We start from the raw sequence: 17,846 nt of genomic DNA, 5'->3' as shown, positions 1-17,846 counted from the left end.
TAGATGACATCCGCTAAATTCGGACACTTATAAAGCCGCCTTTACCAAATATATCCAAGTTGTAATACATTTTCTTCTCTTTAAAATCAACCGTGCCAATAATAAAATTGTGGAATACGCTATACCCCGAGCCTCTCCTCTCTATCTCTTCCTTAGGGTATTGGCTCGGATAGGTATTGGAGTAAGTCGAGAGATACAAGGAAATATAGGCGTCTTCAACCTTTAGATGATCATACAGTTCTTTAGACACATAATACAAAATATCTGGTATAGCCATATCATCCTTTTTCTGAAGCTTCATCAAATCCGTATAAACAATAGTATCTTCAATTACACCACCGACAGAAATTTCTTTATCCTCAGTGAGCAAAACAATCCAAGTAAAATCAAATTCCAAACCATCATGGGTAATATACCTATACTCATCATTCAGAAAATTCTCAATTTGTTTCACCGTTACAGCTTGCGTACTTCCAGATGTTGATTCTCCTGGCGCAGCCGCAGTATAAGATTTAGATTGCTGAGGCTTTTTCAAAAACGTACTCACATCTGTAGAAGGAATAGCTAAATTGATGGCTGCCGAGCTTTCTACAAGCGCAGTCGTAATGCCTACCAGCTCGCCTCTTAAGTTAAACAAGGCTCCGCCGCTGCTCCCATGATCTATTGGCGTAGAAATTTGGATATAATTTTGCCCGTCAACTGTTCTGTTCTTCGTACTAACAACACCTGAAGTAAGCGAGTTTGTGAAGCCAAGCGGGGACCCGATTGCCACAACCGTTTCGCCCAATTTCAGCTTGGAGGAATCCCCAATCGTAACGGTTGGCAAGCTCAAATTAGACGAATCTATTTTGATCAAAGCCAGATCTCTATCCTTATCGGCATTCAATACCGTGCTGGACACATATTTCACTTCATCACTTGTATAAATAACCGCTTTATGAGCGCCTTCAATAACATGATAATTGGTAATAATTTCGCCCTTTGCTCCGACAATAACGCCGCTTCCGCTTGCGATTGCTTTATTATTTTGATCAACTACCTCAATATACACAACTCTATCGGACAGCTCGCCTATTTGTTCAATCGTCATATCTTGCGTTTTAGCAGGATCAGTTGGAGTTGGAGTAGGTGCTGGCGTAGTAGTCGCAGCAGGAGTTTCCGTCGCTGTACTGCCAGCATTTAAATATATGTTTTTGCTTTTCACTTCAATGCCGTAGCCCAACGTTTCACTTACAAAACGAAGCGGCACATATGTAACACCCGATATCGCCTTAGGAGCTACATTTAATTTAAAGGATGCCCCATTTGAATAAGCTACTGGATTATTAATCGTTAAAATAATTTCTGTAAGATCTTTTTTCGCATTAATCGTTTTCGTCTTGCCATTGTAGCTAATTGTGGCCCCTAATGCTTCAAACAAATTGCGGAAGGGCACAAGCGTAGTGCCTTCACTAACAAATGGAGAATTACTGAATGACAGTTCTGTACCATCCAAATATACTTTCCATTTCCCTTCTGCTGCATAACTTGTTGCAGCACTTGGAATAAATAACGAAATCATAAGGATAAAAAATACTATTTTCTTCAATGCAAACATCCCTCCGGTTTATGTGCTTCCTGCTTATTGAAGTATATTACAACAATGCCACTCAAGTAAAAGATTATTTTTTTAAAAAAAATAAATTTTACGAATTATAGCATTCATTATCCGCTTTCAAAAAGAAAAGACTCCACTTCTTCCCCAATTAACGGGAGAAATGGCGTCTTTAATTTCTAAATTATTTGATTATAGCAACGATTTACTACTGTCTTTCAACGGTAAAGCCATCTTTCTCAAGCATCGTCACAATACCGTCAGGACCTAGCATATGCAATGCCCCTACAACTACAAAATAGGTCGATTTATCAGTGCCGTTCAAAAATCCTTTTACTTGATCCGTCATGCCTATATTACGGTCTTTAATTAAAGCCTTGTAATATTCAGGCTCTTTTTCAACTTCTGCTGTCATTGCAACGAGTGCATCATCGCTGCCGCTTACCCACATATCGCTTAAAGCATCCATACCTGTAGGCTCCGAAGCTGCCGGCTGGCTTACTGCCTCAATAGTTTGAACCAACTGCTTCTCCTGCAATTCTTTTGAGAAGCTCTCAAACATGGACAGTTGGCCCTCTGCTGTCTCAAGAGAAATGACAGGAACATTCGCTTTGTTGGCTTTCTCTAAGAAATAAAGATCTACGCCATTGCTAGTATTGTAACCGGTGCCTTGCATACTCATTGCAGTAATGGTTTGTGATACGATCCAAGGCTTATAAGGATCGAAGGTATTTTCCGGCATTTTGTTTGCTTTCAACAGAGCTGTAACTTTTGCATAGGCCTCTGCCGAAATATGATCCTTGAGCGTCGTGCCATCCGTGTAAGTGCCCAGCTTGTTTGCATAAGCCTGCAAGGCTGCAGAATCAAGCTTTGTCAAATCAACCTCTACCGCCAGATGCTGTGCTGTTTTGAATGCCTCTTCAATTTCTGGACGAAGCGGATACATGCTGTCCTTGGCCACATGAATAGAGCCAAGCAGATAGACTGTATTGCCGTTTTTTTCTGTTTTCCACAAGAAGCCTTTGCTGCCTTCAGCATTAACCTTAACTGTAAAGGTAATCGTGCGAAGCGCCTTGCTCCAGTCTACTTGATAGCCAGTTGCCTCGCCAATGAAGCGAAGCGGAATGTAGGTTACGTTTTTGATTGTTTTTGGAGCTACCTCAAGCTGTTTTTCCTCGCCGTTGACCGTAGCCGTTTTGTTGCCAATTTGCAGCGACAAATCTACGCCTTCTTTGGTAGCGGTTACCGTTTGCGTGCTTTTGTTCCATACGACCTTTGCATCAAGCTCTTCCAAAATCGGACGCATCGGTACGAGCGTGCTGCCCTTTTCAATAACAGGCTCAAAGTTGTCAAACTTGACTTCACTGCCATTAATAACGACGCTTATTGGCTTCTCAGCCGCATGTACAGGAGTAAACAGGGAGAAAGCTACAAATAATGACATGAGTAAAGCACTAATTTTTTTCATTTGAACTCCTTAAAATTCAGTAGTAGAGAAGAATGCTGCTTGCTCGTTTTAATAACACCCCCCTTCATATTCTTCAAACAAACGGCAGCAAAGCTGCCACGACCGTGCGCTTTGCTGCATGGATATATGCAATCATTCAATCTCTCTTGGTAAGTTTACCCTCTTCATCCACCGGTTTCAATACCTGCCTTCGCTCAGCTTGTAGTTAGCTAACATCATCGCCTTTTCTCATTTGCAAGCTGACCCTTCCTTCCGAATGAATGCCATAAACATAGCTGCTTGCCGCGCCGCCACTCCTAGCTTCCCTAGATGGACAGACATTTTATGCCTTTTTTCAGCATATGACTATTATTATCGCGACTGGAGTCCTGCAAAGAGAGGGATGAGGGCAATGTGTGGAATAACCGGCTGGATTGATTGGACGCGCGATCTGACCCAAGACAGCAGCATATTGGAAAAAATGACAAAAACACTTGAGCTTCGCGGCCCTGACGCTTCAGGCACATGGATATCAGCGCATTGTGCGCTTGGACACCGGCGGCTTAGTGTTATTGATCCGGAAAATGGCGCCCAGCCGATGATTCGTCGCACTGAGGATGATGATTTATTCGTCATCGTCTACAATGGCGAGTTATACAATGCAGGAGAGCTGCGCAAGGAATTGGAGGCCGCTGGAAGTAAATTTACAACGACATGCGATACAGAAGTGCTGCTCCATTCTTTTATGGAATGGGGAAAAGCTTGCGTAGAACGCTTTAATGGCATTTTCGCCTTTGCGATATGGAATGTGGAGGAGCAGGAGCTTTTTTTGGCCCGTGATAGACTTGGCGTCAAACCCTTGTTTATTAGTCAGGCAAACGGGCTGTTTTTGTTCGGATCAGAACCAAAGGCGATTTTGGCCCATCCTGACGTACTGCCGGAGGTTGGCGCAGAAGGGCTTGCCGAGCTGTTTATACTTGGACCTGCAAGAACGCCAGGGCAAGGCGTCTATAAGCATATTACCGAGCTGCTGCCGGCAGAGTGCATGACGGTGTCTCAAGCGGGGACCCGAACAACAAAATATTGGAGCCTCGAAAGCTCGCCCCATACGGAAAATGTACAAGAAACGGCCGAGCATGTTCGCGACCTGCTTCGTGATACGACCGAGCGCCAGCTCGTGTCGGATGTCCCGGTGTGCACCTTGCTATCTGGCGGGCTGGACTCGAGCGCCTTGACGACGCTTGCGGTGCGATATTATGAGCAGACAGGGCAAGGAAGCGTTCATACGTTTTCGGTCGATTATGCCGATAATGCCAAGCATTTTAAGGCTCATGCCTTTCAGCCGAATAGCGATGCCCCGTGGATCGAGCGGATGACCACCTACCTTGATACCATCCATCACCCGGTGCAGTTTGATACGCCAGAGCTGGTAGCCGCTTTGCGCGATGCCACCTTCGCCCGTGACCTGCCAGGCATGGCGGACGTCGATGCTTCGCTGCTTTTGTTTTGCCGTGAAATCAAAAAAGAAGCGACTGTTGCCATTTCCGGTGAAGCGGCAGATGAGATTTTTGGCGGTTATCCATGGTTCCATCGCGAGGATGCACTGAACGCGTCCACCTTTCCATGGTCGCTCGCCTCTGATATGCGCGCCAGTCTGCTCGCTCCGGATGTCGAAAAATGGATTAAGCCGCTTGACTACATCGGTGACCGTTATGCCCAAGCGGTTGCAGAAGTGCCGCATCTGGACGGCGAAAGCGCAGCTGTTCGCAAAATGAGGCAAATGTCATACCTCAACATTACCCGCTTTATGCCAACGCTGCTGGACCGCAAGGACCGAATGAGCATGGCTGCGGGACTTGAAGTGCGCGTTCCATTTTGCGACCACCGGCTCGTGCAGTATGTATGGAATATTCCGTGGGATATAAAAACATCCGGCGACCGCGAAAAAGGCATTTTACGCAAGGCGCTCCGCGGCGTATTGCCTGATGATGTGCTGACACGCAAAAAAAGCCCCTATCCGAAGACGCATAATCCGAATTACTTGGCCGCTGTCAAAGGGCTGCTGCTTGACGTATTAAATGATTCCTCTTCCCCGCTGCTGCCGCTCATTGATGTGAAAAAAGTTCGCGAGCTCGCTGAGTCTGCTGACGCCAGCTCCAATATTCCATGGTTCGGTCAATTAATGTCCGGCCCCCAGCTGTTCGCCTATTTGTATCAAATGAACCTTTGGCTGAAGGAGTATAGCATTAGCATTAAATAATTGAAAGCCGAGCTTAATTAAAATAACGCCTTATCGCTGTTGTTTCCTAAAGGCTATTACAGTCTGTCTGGAAAAAGCGAATAGGCGTTATTTTTGTATACCCAAAAAATAATACCAAAATTAGGATGTCTGATTTATAATAATATTGAACTTTTTATTTTGAAATACAATACAGATAGAGAAAAGTGGGGACAAGCATGGGAGGCAATCGCTTCTGGGAATTTTACTTAATTCGCTACCTTTTAGGAACCATATTTGGCATCGTTATTTTATTTTTTCTCGTTATTAATTTTAATGATCAAATTACTGCGGCATTCATGAGAAATCCTGACGCTTTACTGGAGAAATTCGATGATAAAGCTAAGAAAAATAAAGCACAGGGCTACCTTGATGAAGGAAATACCCTTGAACTTGTAAAGCTCCTTGAGGATAAATATAAGATTAGAGGGAGCCTTAACAATTTGTTGTTTCAAACTACATACGAATTAAAATCGGAAGACGTCTACTTCTATCTTGATCAATTAGGTATTCCTCTACCACTAGACAAAGATAAAAATGCAAAGCTTGAATTAACGCAGACAGGCTTTCCCATCCTAGCAGCCATTATTATCGCTGTGTCCGGCTTTTTATATATGTACTTTTCAAGTATGATCATCTTGGTTTTACATGGACTTAGATACATGTTTTTTGGAGTGTGGTTTAAAAAAGAGGAAAGAACTTTTATGGTTATTTTTTGGATCTTCTTTGCACTATTCTTGTTAGTCACAGTTTGGATTTATTCAATTAACACTATATCAAATATACATTTTTTTAGTGCTCTAATTATCTTATCACTATTTATTATGCTCTTCATAAGTTTAAGACCTATAAATAAGTTTTATGAAAGATTGAGTAAATTCAGAAAATCAGAAGGAAATCAAAGAATTAAAAAGGAAATTTCAATATCAAAGACGTCAAAATATATTAAAAACCAAGATTTGACTACGGAGGTATCTGACTATATCGAAGCATATAAACACTTGCGGGAGCATGGAAACGCATTTGGGATTATTGTATGCGAGATCGTTTTTGCAACATGGCTTATTCTTTGGCAATTTTCTATATGGGCAGTTTTTTATTGGTGTTTGGCAGGTTTTCTCACTTGGATATTGGGCTCTTATCTTGAGGTAATCAAAACAAAAGAAACATCTCCATCTTAGAAAATTTTTGATAATAGAACGTTCGTAGACTAACAATTACTTGTACCAACCGCTCCAGTCAATGGACATATGTTTGATAATTGCCGATAAGCAACTGGGGGCAACTCGAAGGTGAAAATTAGCCCAAGAGGTAGCCCCAATTTTTTAAAAATTTATAGCCATGTTGTCCCTAAGTCGATACTATCTGCTCACGCAACTCAAATGAAGTGTGTATTCGCTTGCTAAAGCCTATAAGTTGTGAAGCAGCTCCTTAAGCGCATTGCCGCGATGGCTAATTTGCTGCTTCTCCTCCTTGGACAGCTGCGCCATACCGCGAGCAAGCGTTGGCAGCCAGAACAGCGGGTCATAGCCAAAACCGCCATCACCACGCGGCTTGTCCATAATAAAGCCGTCAACCGTTCCCTCGGCCTCCATAAACTCGCCAGTCGCTGGATCATACAGCGCCAGCACACATACAAATTGGGCACGGCTCAGCAGCCTTGTGCCATCCTCCAGCGCCTCAGCCGCATCTGGCTGCGCCAAACGGTTCAGCTCCGCAAGCAGCTTTGCATTATTGGAGCTGTCCGTAGCCCCTTCGCCAGAATATCTGGCCGAATAAACACCTGGGGCACCAGCAAGCGCCGCTACGCTCAGGCCGGAATCATCAGCGAGCACTGGCACCTGAAACGCATCGCCCGCCGCCTTCGCCTTAATTCGCGCATTCGCCGCGAAGGTATCGCCATCCTCCACAATATCCGCAAAATCCGGATATTCGTTCAGGCTGACAACACGCTTGCCAAGCTTGGCGAAGGCGTGGGCAAATTCCTTGACCTTGCCCTCATTTTTTGTAGCAATTAGAATGATCTCGCTGCTCAGCTCCATCATTTTTCTGCTCCCCCTCCGATCAGCCCCGCTGCCTCTCCAAGCACCTCGCGCTGCTTAGCAATCAGCTCAGCGATGCCGCCTTCTGCCAGCTCTAGAAGCTCACTGAGCTCCTTGCGTGAAAATGGAGCATCCTCCCCTGTACCTTGAAGCTCTACAAATTGACCGCTTCCCGTCATTACGACGTTCATGTCCACCTTCGCCTTAGAGTCCTCGTCATAAGCAAGGTCAAGCATCGACTGATCCTGAATAACACCAACGCTCACAGAAGCCAAATAATCCGTTATCGGATATTTTGTAAACGTAACGTTTGTGGATAATTTATTTACTGCCAAACAAAGCGCGAGAAAGGCGCCAGTAATCGAGGTCGTGCGCGTACCTCCATCTGCTTGAATAACGTCGCAGTCCAGCGTAATCGTTCGTTCCCCAAGCGCCTGCAAATCCACGACAGATCGCAAAGCTCTGCCAATGAGACGTTGAATTTCCATCGTACGGCCTGTCAGCTTTCCTTTAGCGGATTCCCGATGATTGCGCGAATGAGTTGCTCTGGGAAGCATCGAATATTCCGCCGTAATCCAGCCTTTTCCCTGATTTTTCATAAAAGGAGGCACACGCTCCTCCACGCTTGCTGTACAAATCACTTTCGTTTCTCCGACCTCAATCAGGACGGATCCTTCCGCATATTTATTTACGCCGGCCGTAATTTTAACCGGGCGCAGCTCATTTGTTTGACGTCCATCTGTTCTCATCGTCATGCAGCCTCCTAGCTATGTTTCAACACAATACTAACCATATTACCAAAGTAAAACTAGAAAAGCATCCGAAACCGCAAAAAGAGGGCGCATATACGCCCTCTCCCTCTGCATATACGCCCTCTGCGCACTCTCCTTGCCCTGAAGCCATCAATGATAATTCTATGACTTCATCGCATTCACATGATGCGGTCTGCCGACTGGCTCACTGTAAGAAGTATTTTGATCATCCACAACGTTCGCCTCACCATTCAACCGAATTTGAACTTTGGCCGCCCCTGTATTCTCCGTCACAGATAGGACAACAGCCTGCAGCATTTCAGCTGGAGCATTTTGGCCGCTCTCATATGCGGTATCCTGAAGATCCACCGTTACGGTATCATCCTTTAACTCGATGCTTGTAACCTGAACGTCATTTGTCATCACACCATTCAGCTGTTTGCGGTTAAGGGGGCCTGCTATCAACTCCTCCACCGCTGCTTTAACCGTCGATTCAGGCCTTGCAATCAGCCTTGTAACGGGGACATAATATTGCTCTTCATTGGACGTTTGTGAGGAGAAATACAGCGTTACTGGTGTTGAATAGGCCGAGCTGACGCCATCCGCCGTCTCCAAATTAATGCCGACTGAGCGAGTAAGCGGACGATCCAGCGGGAAACCATCAACCGGCATTTCGCTCAGCTTGCTTCCCTCGTACCAGAGCTCCACCTTTTCGATTCCAGTCATCGCCGTCAGCGTCCACGTAATCGCTTCAACGATTTCCCGCTCTTTCGTTGCCGTATAATCTGCAAAGGGAGCGGAAAACTCTACTGTCGCCAGCTTCATCTGAGGATCAACATGATAGGACTTAATTTGAGTACCCTTTGGAATCACCGCCTGAAAATCTTCCGGCAGCTGGCTCGCATAAGCGCCGCCATCGACCATCATTTCCAGCGCCTTCTGCCCGGCTGCTTCTTTGCCGCCAAGCGTCGTAAGCAGCGAGATTGGTGCAAGATACCCGTTTTTGTCCTCCAAATAGACGGTCAATTGCGTTTCTTCCCCTTGCGGCTTTACGCTGCTTGTCTGTCCTGTATTCGTACCGTCAATGACGTTGGTTGATTCTGTCTGAGGCGGGTCAATTTCCTTGCTTGTCTCCGTTGAAAAAAGCCCGCACCCTGCGGTCAGCAGAGGCACAACCATAACACCGCTTATCGCGGCAAGGCGAATCCATTTCGTTTGAACCATTTTATTTTTTCCTCCTCTAGTGATTTTTGCCGCATGCGGCTTTGTACATCTCTCATTTTGTAGTAATATGTATACGAGCCCTTCCCCGTTTTAGACCAGTTTTGTCCACAAAATTACATCCAATAAGGGGGACACCGAGATGACAACACCACAGCCATACAGCTTGAACAGCCGCAAAGTTGCCGAGGCGACGGAGGAATGGCTTGTTAAGCGCGGTATTTCGAAGATCGCCGTGGCCCAGCTCGTGCATTTTTTGCAAAAGGATTATTTTCCTGAGCTTACGATTGATGAATGCATTGTAAATGTTGACGCCGTTCTATCCAAGCGCGAGGTGCAAAATGCAGTGCTCACTGGCATCCAGCTCGATATGCTGGCCGAGGAAGGCAAGCTGCTGCCGCCGCTTCAGGAAATGATCAGAAACGATGAAGGATTGTACGGCTGCGATGAAATTCTCGCCCTGTCCATCGTCAATGTATATGGAAGCATCGGCTTCACCAACTTTGGTTATATTGACAAGCTGAAGCCCGGCATTTTGAAAAGGCTTAATGATAAAACGAGCGGTGAAGTTCACACCTTCCTTGACGATATAATCGGTGCTATTGCGGCCTCAGCCGCAAGCCGAATTGCTCATCGGAAGCAGGCGGAGCGTGAAGAATCAACTAATCCCCCGCTCGATTAAAATCGGATATTAAACGAACAGGCGCCGCATCTTATCAAGATGCGGCGCCTGTTTTATGCCGATCGACTAGCCCGTTTTAGAGCAAATGTACATTCTCATTTCAGTTTTACAGCCTTTCCCATGAAATGATGTCCGCTTTATTTTTTACTTTACGCTGTTATCCCCTTAGCTCAGAATTTGGGCTTGCCGATGCTGCTTCACTTTTCTGAGCTGAGGGGATAACGTCTCAAAGCAAATAAAAGAGCAGCCGGCGGGAAGATTTCAAATCATAATTTTTGAAAATAAAGCAATAATCATGCCTTGCGCAAGCTACACCTCGCGCCGCTAAACCGCATTCAACTGTAATCGCTTACATGGTCAAAAGGGAAGCTTTCCGCCTCTTTTCAGCTGAAAACGAGATTTTACAAACCGTCTGCTGGAGGACTATGATCATGCGGAGAGATTATGCAGCTTTTTTTTCCATGGTGAAATAACTTGCAACAGGAAATAGTAGCAATAACGTGCTTTGCAAAACGGCCTTACATTTTTACGACTAACAGCTGGCGGTGACCTGAAATGATGACTTTATTAAAACGGCTTTTAATCGGACGGCCGCTCAAATCCAATGAATTGGGCGATCAGAAGCTGATCAAGCTGAAAGCGCTGGCCATCCTTTCGTCGGATGCTCTCTCCTCCGTTGCTTATGGACCCGAACAAATTTTGCTTGTGCTAATAACGGTAAGTGCTGCTGCATTCTGGTATTCCATCCCTATTGCCGCATTCGTGCTCATCTTGCTGCTGGCGCTTATCCTGTCTTATCGGCAAATTATATTTGCCTACCCGCAAGGCGGGGGCGCGTATGTCGTTTCCAAAGAAAATCTCGGTATTTTCCCTGGATTAATTTCAGGCGGCTCCTTGCTTGTAGACTACATATTGACGGTAGCCGTCAGCGTCTCTGCTGGAACCGATGCGATTACATCAGCATTTCCCAGCCTACATGAGCATAATGTGTTGATTGCTGTTATTTTCGTCATTTTAATTACGATATTGAATTTGCGTGGCGTAACCGAGTCAGCCTCCATTCTCGCTTATCCGGTGTATTTATTCGTCCTTGCTCTGTTTATTTTAATTGGCGCAGGTATTTACAACATTGTCACTGGCCAAGTACCGCCTGAGCTGCATACGCCGATTGGCACGCCAGTAGCAGGCGTTAGCTTGTTCCTGCTGCTGCGTGCCTTTGCTTCCGGCAGCTCCGCGCTTACAGGGGTAGAGGCCATTTCCAATGCGATACCGAACTTTCGCGACCCGGCTCCCCGCAATGCTGCAAAGACGCTTGCATTAATGGGTATTTTGCTGGCGATTCTCTTCTCTGGCATTGTGTTTCTTGCTTATTTTTACGGCATTAAACCGGCGGCAGAAGTAACGGTTGTTTCTCAAATTGCTGAGCATACTTTTGGACGGCATTTTATGTATTTCTTCATTCAGGGTACAACCGCGCTGATTTTAATTTTGGCAGCCAACACTGGCTATTCGGCCTTCCCGCTGCTGGCAGTGAATTTAGCAAAAGACAAGTTTATTCCGCGGATGTTTACAGTCAGAGGCGACCGCCTTGGCTATTCCAACGGCATTATCAGCCTTGGCGTGCTGTCCATCCTATTAATTATTGCCTTTGGCGGTCAGACCGAGCATTTAATTCCGCTTTATGCAGTCGGTGTGTTCATTCCATTTACGCTCTCCCAGACGGGAATGATCGTAAAATGGGTACGCCAGAAGCCGAAGGGCTGGGCCTTGAAGCTGCTTATTAATTCGGCAGGAGCGCTCATTAGTTTTATTGTGACGATGATGTTCTTCTTGACCAAGTTCGCTCAAGTATGGCCTGTGCTCGTGTTTCTCCCGATTATTATTTTTATATTTCATCGTATTAAAAGGCACTATAACGCCGTCGGCGAGCAACTGCGGCTCACAACCTGCGAGCCTGCCATGGTTATTGATGGCAATGTATTGATTTTGCCTGTAGCCGGCATGACACATGTCGTTGATAATTCCATTGCCTATGCGAAGTCATTGTCAGTGAATCAAATTATTGCGGTTTATGTGCCGTTTGAGCGAGAGGAAGGCGAGGCGTTCGAGAAAAAATGGAAGGAGTGGCAGCCGGACATACGGCTAGTTGTGCTGCATTCGCCATATCGTTCCGTCATGCAGCCGCTGCTGAAATTTATTGATACGGTGGAACGCAAGGCAAGCCAGTCGAGCTACCGCGTGACGGTCATTATTCCGCAATTTATTCCGAAACGCGGCTGGCATAATATTTTACACAACCAAACTAGCTTTATGATTCGCGCCCTGCTGCTGCACCGCAAAAACGTCGTCGTAACGACCGTTCCCTATCATTTGAAAAAATAAATGATGCCCGCACGCTCCGTTCGCGATATGCTGCCTGACAGTTCCAGCTCATACAAATGGGCAAGTGTCTCGGCCATTGCAAAGCGGTGCTGATGCGGGCTTTGCTTTACCCGTGCACCGAAAGATCGTTCACATACCTCAAAGCCCGTGAGCGGCTCCTGCAGCATCATTTGCATTTGCTCCAGCCGCTGCATATGATGCTGCTTGATTTCGGCGATCCGACTGGTAAACGTAGTGAATGAATCATAATGACCGGGAAAAGCGCGCTTCACCTTGTATTCGCTTAGACGGTCCAGACTTGCCAGAAAATCGCCAAGCGGATTTATCCCCTCACCTGGCATGATGCTAATATTGGGGGTTATGCGCGGCAGAACCTGGTCGCCACAAATGATCCATTGTTTATTTGTTTCATAAAAGCAGAGCTGGCCATAGGCATGTCCTGGCGCATCTAGCAGCTCCCACTGTGAACCGCCAAGCTCCAGCGTCTCTCCAGCCTCAATATAAATGATTTGCTCTTGCTTCGGCTGCGGCGAAACCTTGTCATGAAAGCTGCTAAAGTTGCTTTTAATTTCATCTATATGATGCTGCGGCATGCCATGCAACGCAAATAAATCAGCAAACTCCTCTGTCATCGTGCTGCCCTCTCCCCATAACCGTTTGGCATAGTTATGGGCGCGCCTTGACATCAATACTGGCGCACCGCTTAGCTCGGCAAAATAACCCGCCAAGCCGTAATGATCGGGATGATGATGCGTGAGAACGATGCGCGAAATTTGCTCCGGCGCAAATGAATGGTCCGCAAACACCTCTTCCCATGCTGTGAGCGTCTCCTCCGTTCGCAGACCGGGATCGATAAGCGTGTAACCTCCCGCAGGCTCAGTAAATACGTAGCTGTTCATCGTTTTTAGTGCAAAGGGCAGCGGAAGCTTTACTTGCAGCAGTCCATGCTCCCATTGCACCGCTTGAGCCGCCATTACGCAAGAGCCCTTCCAAGCATAATGAGACGCGGGGAGTTCAACTCATCAAAGGCTGAGCCATCGACATTGCCGAACGTTTTCTCCAGCACAAGGCCTGCGTCGGCGAAAGCCTGCTCAAACCATGTGAGCGAATACAGGCGAACCTGCTCATCATAATGGCGATTGTCCGCCTCATTGCTGCTTACAGCAATTTCGATATGCTTTTTGACCCAGCCATCCTCAATTTTACGCCGCTCGCGAATGACCCAGCCTGTCTCTGCATCTTTGCGCTCCGATGCTGCAACGAGATTGCGCTCGACATAAGCCGGATTTAGAAAATCAATTAAAAATGGCGCGTTTGGCTTCAGCATGCGGCGAATTTCTCGCAACACCTGCACGTTCTCTTGTTCATCTGCAAAATAGCCAAACGACGTAAATAAATTAACCGTCCCCTCAAACGTCCCCGATTCGAAAGGGAGCTGACGCATGTCGCCCTGCACCCAAGTTACGCGCTGCAACGTATCATGCTTTCTTGCTTCGCTAAGCAGCGGCTCTGATAAATCCATCCCTGTGACCTCGTAGCCGAAATCCGCAAGTGCCAAAGCATGACGCCCCATGCCGCAGCCAATATCCAGCACTTTTGCTTTAGCCGGCAGCTGGAGCCACTGCGCCATCAATTGCACTTCCTTATAGGCATTATCCCAATCCCGATGCTTATAAACAACCATATAATCATTTCCGAAACTCTGCTCGAACCAGTTGGACATATGTATTCTCCTCTACCCTAGCAATTCTTTTCTCATCCCTTCATTGTACTGCACTTTATGCTGCTTAGGCAAAAGGATACCCTGTAATGTTTCACTCCAATGGGTATAATTACTGGCCGCCTGACGCACCTTAAGCCAGTGAACGACAAGCTGGAAGGAGGGGCGCCCTGTGATCGAACACATTCGCCTGCTGTTTGCCCAATCGGATGACTTGAAGATGCAACAACTCAAAAATGATGAATCGAGTATTGAAATTGCCTATATTTCCTCTCTTTGCGACGAGCAAATGATCAGCAATTATGTAATCGTTCCGTTTATGAAGGAAGAGGTTCCCTACGTTAAGCAGCTGCGTACAATTAGCGATTATCTAGTCGTTGATGATCCAGCTACATGGACCGATTTGCTGCTTAAGGGTAATATCTTAATCGAAGCGCAAGGTATGGTTTACTCGCTTTATACAGCGAAAATTATTAGTAATGAAAGCACCCAAACCCAAGTGGAAAGTGCGATTCAAGGACCTCAGCTAGCATTGAACGAAGATTTAAAAAAGTCGCTCAACCTCATCCGCAGCATGTACCACTCCCCTGAGCTATGCGTAGAGGAGCACACCGTAGGCTCGCTGTCGAAGACGGAAATTATTGTGCTGTTTGACCAGCGCCGCGTCGATCCGACTGTTTTAAATCAGTTAAGGCTAAGACTGACGAAGGCTCAAACCGAAATGCTGCAGGCAGCAGGCGAGCTAGAAACGATTTTAACTGGAAAGCAGTGGCATCTGTTCCCTACCGTCCTGATTACTGAGCGCCCAGACCGCATTACGACTGCTATCTCCAATGGTAAAATCGCTATACTCGTAAAAGGAAATATGTTCGCTTTAGTGCTTCCCGTCACCTTTTTCGATTTTATGCATGCGGTAGAGGATAACTATGAAGCCTTTTGGATGACCCGCACGCTTATTTTACTGCGGTATGTCGCGGTTGTATTGACTATCACGCTGCCAGCTCTTTATGTATCTATTATTTCTTACAATCCAGAGCTGTTCCGGGTACAGCTGGCACTCTCCATCGCAGGAAGCCGCTCGGCTGTTCCCTATCCGTCCTTCATAGAGGTAATGGTCATGCTATTTATGATCGAAGCTTTAATCGAGGCTAGCATTAGACTGCCCCGCTATATTGGCTCAACCGCTACGACTGTCGGCGGTCTTATTTTGGGGCAAGCTGCCCAGCAAGCCGGTCTCGTTAGCAGCATTATGATTATCGTGACCTCTGTTGTCGCTATTTCCAATTTTGTCGTTCCCGTTAATTCCTTGTCATTTGCAATACGCTTTTTGAAATACCCGCTTATTGTGATGGCCATCTTTTTCGGTATTACCGGCGTTACGGTAGGTGCTTTCATGTATGTAGTGTATTTATGCAATTTGCGCAGCTTTGGCAAGCCTTATTTTCGCATGTTTGCAGGCAGAAAACCGCAGTCGGGGGACATTGGGCAGGTGAAGGTGGAATGACACGCTACTTCTTTTACAACTTTTTTCTGACCAGCTTCGTTAACCTGATGCTGTATGTTCCACATATTTTGATCGAACACCGCTACACCGGCGCTGTCTCTTCGATGCTGATTTCCGGAGTCATCGGAACTTTGCTGACCTATGTCTACACAGCTGCGCTATCTCATTTTCCGGGCATGGGGCTGCCTGAAATTTTACGCGCCTCTTGGCCGCGTTGGCTTGTCTCGCCCATTATGATTTATGTAGCGATTATCAGCTTCATTTCTTCTACTATTGTCGTGGCCGCCTTCGCGCTCATGATTAACCGCTTCTTCAATCCGGAGCTAAATCCGCTGGCCATTTTATGCCTGCTCGTTATTGCCTGCGGCTACGCGGCTTCGCGCTCGACGTTATCCGTCCAGCATATTATTGAGGTTGGGCTGCTGCTCAATGCGCCGATTATTTTTTTCGTGCTGTTCAAAATGGTGAAACACCCGCAGCTAAATTGGGATGCCATCCATACCGTTGCCAATTTTGTTATGGTGCGTCCAGAGCTTGGTTCTATAGCAGCCGGAGTATTTGTATTCACCGGTTTTTTCAATCTATCTATTTTCAACCGCCTGCTGCCTCCGAATTTCAGCTATACGTACCGCTGGCTTGTTCCCATTTTGGGCATGATTATTTTGAGCATTTCCTTCTTCGTGCCTATTGGGTTTCATGGTACAGAGGCAGTAAGTGAATATCTCTATGTCTGGAGCATGACTGCCGATGCGATTACACTGCAATACGGCTTCATCGAACGCGTATTGTTTCTATTTCTGATTATTTACTTGAATCTATCGCTCATTTATACGATGAGTTGCTGGCATCAAGCGATGGAATTTATTAAAAGCTGCTTTCCCAAGCTGAAAATGGCAACCGACTTCGAGGAAACGCCGTTTATCAACTATATGATTTGCGGCGTGTTTGCTATAGCTGCCGTATTTTATTTATTTTTCGGCAATGAACGCATGGAGTTTATATTTACGCGTTATTGGCTTATCGCGATGCTGTTTTCATATATAGCCATCGTTATTTCTGTATTCATGCTTAGCCGAAAGGAGCGTACTTCCGCATGAATATGCGCTGGTTCAAGCTCACACTGCTAGCTTTGTGCTTGCTATTGGTCTGTACAGCCTCTAGCGGCTGCGGTTTTAAGGATATTGACAAACGTTATTTTATCGTGGCGATGGGTATCGATTTCAGCGGCAAAAAACAAAACCCTTATCTCATTACACTGCGCCTCGCCATCGCCTCACCTAAAATCGAGCCTGGCGCTGGCAAAGCGCAGGTCGAAACCATTGAAGCTTCAAGCATCGCCGAAGGTGTGCGTATGCTGAAAGCCCATGTGGACAAGGAGCTGGACTTTGGTCATTGCAAAATTTTCCTCATTGGCGAGCGCGTTGCCTGGAAGGATTATTCTCCCATGCTGGATTGGATGAAAAGAAGGCGAGATATACAAAGTATTGCGAATTTGGCGATTGGCTCGCCGGATGCGCGGACGATTTTGCAAATAAACCCTACGGCAGAGCGCTATCCGGGAAATGCGCTATTTCTAAGCTTCGGAGCAGATGGGACGGATAATCCCTATACCTATGTAGAATCGCTTTCCGATCTATCCAGACGGGTTATGGAACGAGGTCTCGATCCTGTTATTCCGATTATTCGGGGCGAGGGCAACAGCGGCTATATTATTAACCGTACCGCGCTGCTGGATAAAACGAAAATTAAGCTCGTCCTGAAGCCAGAGGAATCACAGCTCTTTAATCAGTTGGCCCAAAACTTTGAGAAATCCTCCATTCAGGGAAGCTTCTCCAGTAATCGGCTTGTGGGGGCTATCAGCAGAATTAAGAGCCGCTTTTACTTCAGAGAAAAAAACGGAAAGCTTCAATTAAACATGGATGTTCACATTAAAGCGCTTATGGAGGAAGCGCCTCCCAATCTATTTGAGCAAAGCTGGGGGCCCGTGGAAAAAAAACTAAGTGCAGATTACTCTAAAACGACGGAGAAGCTGCTAAAAAAAATACAACAGGCTGGCGTAGATCCCTTTGGCTTTGGCCTGCGCTACCGGGCAACCCATGCCGGCGAGGCAGCCTGGCAGCAATGGCAAAATATTTACCCGACGCTGCAATTCGCCGTCAAGGCCCGAATCAAAATTGAAGGGACCGGCCTAGTTAAGTAGGCTGCGGTCCCTTCATTTGCCGCG

The 17,846-nt window shown here is 46.4% G+C and carries 14 protein-coding genes; 7 read left to right on the top strand and 7 right to left on the bottom strand.

Features of this window, described 5'->3' with window-relative positions; genetic code table 11:
* Nucleotides 1-13: 13 nt before the first annotated feature.
* Both V5J77_RS07920 and V5J77_RS07915 read right to left on the bottom strand, forming a co-directional pair.
* A complete protein-coding gene (locus V5J77_RS07920; protein WP_338555235.1) occupies nt 14-1,588 on the bottom strand; it encodes a trypsin-like peptidase domain-containing protein in 1,575 nt (524 codons plus the stop codon).
* A 214-nt stretch (nt 1,589-1,802) separates the two neighbouring features.
* Nucleotides 1,803-3,062, bottom strand: a complete 1,260-nt coding sequence (locus V5J77_RS07915) for a TraB/GumN family protein (protein ID WP_338555234.1) — start codon at nt 3,060-3,062, stop codon at nt 1,803-1,805.
* A 391-nt stretch (nt 3,063-3,453) separates the two neighbouring features.
* Here V5J77_RS07915 and asnB point away from each other — a divergent pair, with 391 nt between their 5' ends.
* Together asnB and V5J77_RS07905 are read left to right on the top strand one after the other, a co-directional pair.
* Nucleotides 3,454-5,301 carry an asparagine synthase (glutamine-hydrolyzing) gene (gene asnB / locus V5J77_RS07910; protein ID WP_338555233.1) on the top strand — a complete coding sequence of 616 codons (1,848 nt, stop codon included), beginning with the start codon at nt 3,454-3,456 and terminating at the stop codon, nt 5,299-5,301.
* 197 nt (nt 5,302-5,498) lie between these two features.
* Nucleotides 5,499-6,500, top strand: a complete 1,002-nt coding sequence (locus tag V5J77_RS07905) for a hypothetical protein (RefSeq protein ID WP_338555232.1) — start codon at nt 5,499-5,501, stop codon at nt 6,498-6,500.
* Between the two features lie 228 nt (nt 6,501-6,728).
* Here V5J77_RS07905 and rdgB read toward each other — a convergent pair whose 3' ends face one another.
* From rdgB to V5J77_RS07890, 3 genes are all read right to left on the bottom strand, one after another.
* Nucleotides 6,729-7,361, bottom strand: a complete 633-nt coding sequence (gene rdgB, locus V5J77_RS07900) for an RdgB/HAM1 family non-canonical purine NTP pyrophosphatase (RefSeq protein ID WP_338556635.1) — start codon at nt 7,359-7,361, stop codon at nt 6,729-6,731.
* On the bottom strand, nt 7,361-8,110 hold the full coding sequence (rph, locus tag V5J77_RS07895; RefSeq protein ID WP_338555231.1) for a ribonuclease PH: 750 nt from the start codon (nt 8,108-8,110) through the stop codon (nt 7,361-7,363). Before rph ends, rdgB begins: the two co-directional genes overlap by 1 nt.
* 165 nt (nt 8,111-8,275) lie before the next feature.
* A complete protein-coding gene (locus V5J77_RS07890) occupies nt 8,276-9,337 on the bottom strand; it encodes a GerMN domain-containing protein (RefSeq protein ID WP_338555230.1) in 1,062 nt (353 codons plus the stop codon).
* A 139-nt stretch (nt 9,338-9,476) separates the two neighbouring features.
* Between V5J77_RS07890 and V5J77_RS07885 the strand changes: the two genes are divergently transcribed.
* Both V5J77_RS07885 and V5J77_RS07880 read left to right on the top strand, forming a co-directional pair.
* Nucleotides 9,477-10,016, top strand: coding sequence for a phosphatidylglycerophosphatase A (locus V5J77_RS07885; RefSeq protein ID WP_338555229.1), 540 nt, complete (start codon nt 9,477-9,479; stop codon nt 10,014-10,016).
* A gap of 555 nt (nt 10,017-10,571) precedes the next feature.
* Complete coding sequence (locus tag V5J77_RS07880; protein ID WP_338555228.1) at nt 10,572-12,398, top strand: APC family permease; 1,827 nt, start codon at nt 10,572-10,574, stop codon at nt 12,396-12,398.
* Here V5J77_RS07880 and V5J77_RS07875 read toward each other — a convergent pair.
* Both V5J77_RS07875 and V5J77_RS07870 read right to left on the bottom strand, forming a co-directional pair.
* Nucleotides 12,383-13,372 carry an MBL fold metallo-hydrolase gene (locus V5J77_RS07875; protein WP_338555227.1) on the bottom strand — a complete coding sequence of 330 codons (990 nt, stop codon included), beginning with the start codon at nt 13,370-13,372 and terminating at the stop codon, nt 12,383-12,385. The genes V5J77_RS07880 and V5J77_RS07875 overlap by 16 nt on opposite strands.
* The gene (locus tag V5J77_RS07870; protein ID WP_338555226.1) at nt 13,372-14,121 is read right to left on the bottom strand and encodes a class I SAM-dependent methyltransferase; all 750 of its coding nucleotides are present in this window, start codon (nt 14,119-14,121) and stop codon (nt 13,372-13,374) included. The genes V5J77_RS07875 and V5J77_RS07870 overlap by 1 nt, the downstream gene beginning before the upstream one ends.
* Before the next feature lie 169 nt (nt 14,122-14,290).
* Here V5J77_RS07870 and V5J77_RS07865 point away from each other — a divergent pair, with 169 nt between their 5' ends.
* The 3 genes from V5J77_RS07865 to V5J77_RS07855 are packed head-to-tail and all read left to right on the top strand — an operon-like array spanning nt 14,291 to nt 17,822.
* Complete coding sequence (locus tag V5J77_RS07865) at nt 14,291-15,622, top strand: spore germination protein (RefSeq protein WP_338555225.1); 1,332 nt, start codon at nt 14,291-14,293, stop codon at nt 15,620-15,622.
* Nucleotides 15,619-16,719, top strand: a complete 1,101-nt coding sequence (locus V5J77_RS07860) for a GerAB/ArcD/ProY family transporter (protein ID WP_338555224.1) — start codon at nt 15,619-15,621, stop codon at nt 16,717-16,719. Before V5J77_RS07865 ends, V5J77_RS07860 begins: the two co-directional genes overlap by 4 nt.
* Complete coding sequence (locus tag V5J77_RS07855) at nt 16,716-17,822, top strand: Ger(x)C family spore germination protein (RefSeq protein WP_338555223.1); 1,107 nt, start codon at nt 16,716-16,718, stop codon at nt 17,820-17,822. The genes V5J77_RS07860 and V5J77_RS07855 overlap by 4 nt, the downstream gene beginning before the upstream one ends.
* Nucleotides 17,823-17,846 lie beyond the last annotated feature (24 nt).

The organism is Paenibacillus sp. KS-LC4, assembly GCF_036894955.1.
Classification (GTDB): Bacteria; Bacillota; Bacilli; order Paenibacillales; family Paenibacillaceae; genus Pristimantibacillus.
Note: the sequence above shows the minus strand (reverse complement) of the source record. Positions and strands in the feature narration are given on the sequence as shown.